Below are 1,638 nucleotides of genomic sequence, written 5' to 3' on the forward strand. Positions count from 1 at the left end.
GCGGGTCATCAATTCTCTCTCAAAGTCGGAATTGCATACTCGGGATTAATATTTGCTGTTGTCGTCCTCGCACCCCTTCTGCATTTTGATGCCCTCAACTTTGCCAGCGTAATTGGTCCTGCAATTGGTGGCTTATTTGCCTTTGGAATCTCTCGTGGCTACCTCCAGCTACTACACAGTGCACGTGAAAGAGAAGAACTCTTAGCCTCACTGCAAAGTGCCCAGCTAGAGTTTTTGCTTTTGCAGGATGAACTTGCAGTTACTCAGAGAGAATCTGGGGCAATTGAAGAAAGAACCAGAATTGCACGTGATTTGCACGACACAATTGCCCAGTCCCTCACGTCAATTCGCCTTTTAGCTCATGCCTCTACTTCCCAGGTAGATGCGTCACAAGCAATTATGACTCTGCAGCACATTGAAACAATCGCTAAAGAAAGCCTTGTGGATGTTCGAAAAATTCTGGATGAACTCGTTCCTGCCGAACTCGAGAACACACAAATAGTCATCGCAATTCAGAACATGTTGGAGAGACTGCGTCAGGAATTTGGTGTGCAGTTCGAGTTACATATCGACAGTGAATTACCGAAAATTCGCGCAGATGTCGAAGTTGCACTACTTCGCACCACACAATCCGCTTTAGCAAACATACGACTGCATTCACGAGCAAACCGAATAGTCGTTGAATTATTTAACCGCTCGAATCAGTTACGCCTCACAATCAGTGACAACGGTGTTGGGTTTGATACTGCAGATTGGGAAACGTCCCCCACGAAAGAGTCTCAGAAATTTGGATTGAGACTGATGAGGGACAGACTGCGAGAATTGGGGGGAAGCTTGTCAATTAATAGCAGCCCCGAAACGGGAACATCAGTCTCGGTGAGTTTGCCTAGCGCACTTTCCCACAGCAATAGCAAATAACAAGAGCGAGCATAGGTTGCATTGATAAAAGTTATGTTGGTCGATGACCACCCTGTTGTCCGCAAAGGACTCCTAGCTGTGCTCAGCACAGAAAATATAGAGGTTGTTAGCTCTGTCGGCTCTGGCGAAGAAGCACTCTCCAAAGCTTCATCCGTTAATCCAGACGTGGTGTTGTGCGATCTTCGTCTAGGTGAGGGTATTGACGGCATAGATACCACTGCTGCATTGCGACTGCTGAAAACTCCCCCCGCAGTTATTATTTTGTCCACGCATAACCGCGATGCAGAAATTCTCGCTTCAATCAAAGCGGGTGCTTCAGGGTATGTACTCAAAGATTCTGAACCTGAGCAAATAATCTCAGCAATTCACGCTGCGTCTGAAGGTAAAACATTCTTCTCTCCAAAGATTGCTGAAAAAGTCTTCAACGGGCTTTCAAACCCTCTCCCCAAACTGACTGCGCGTGAAACTGAGGTTCTTGGTCTGATTGCTGGTGGAAGTGGAAACAAAGAAATCGCTGAAAAGCTTCACCTCTCTGAGGCAACCGTGAAAAGCCACGTTTCGCACATAATCACAAAATTGAATGCTGACAATAGATCTCGCGCCATCAGCAAAGCAATTGCGCTGGGGCTGATTTAAGACTTAATCCAGATACGTACTCAAATCTCTTAAATGAGATTGAGACTGTGATGAGGCTTTAAGAGCCTCAAGAACCAACGGATT

General features: G+C 46.2%; 2 protein-coding genes. Both read left to right on the plus strand.

All coding sequences use genetic code 11. The features are described 5' to 3' along the window. A partial coding sequence (locus RR877_RS10310) for a sensor histidine kinase (protein WP_332628180.1) occupies positions 1–918 on the plus strand: 918 nt, incomplete at its 5' end. 33 nt (positions 919–951) lie between these two features. Next, positions 952–1,554: a response regulator transcription factor gene (locus tag RR877_RS10315; RefSeq protein WP_332619221.1), complete on the plus strand. Its 603-nt coding sequence runs from the start codon at positions 952–954 to the stop codon at positions 1,552–1,554. Positions 1,555–1,638: the final 84 nt, after the last annotated feature.

It is taken from the genome of Aurantimicrobium sp., from assembly GCF_036667855.1.
GTDB lineage: Bacteria > Actinomycetota > Actinomycetes > Actinomycetales > Microbacteriaceae > Aurantimicrobium.

Bases quoted from the DNA above. Each gene is read 5' to 3' on its own strand.
- RR877_RS10315 (WP_332619221.1), top strand. From the start codon at position 952: ATGTTGGTCGATGACCACCCTGTTGTCCGCAAAGGACTCCTAGCTGTG.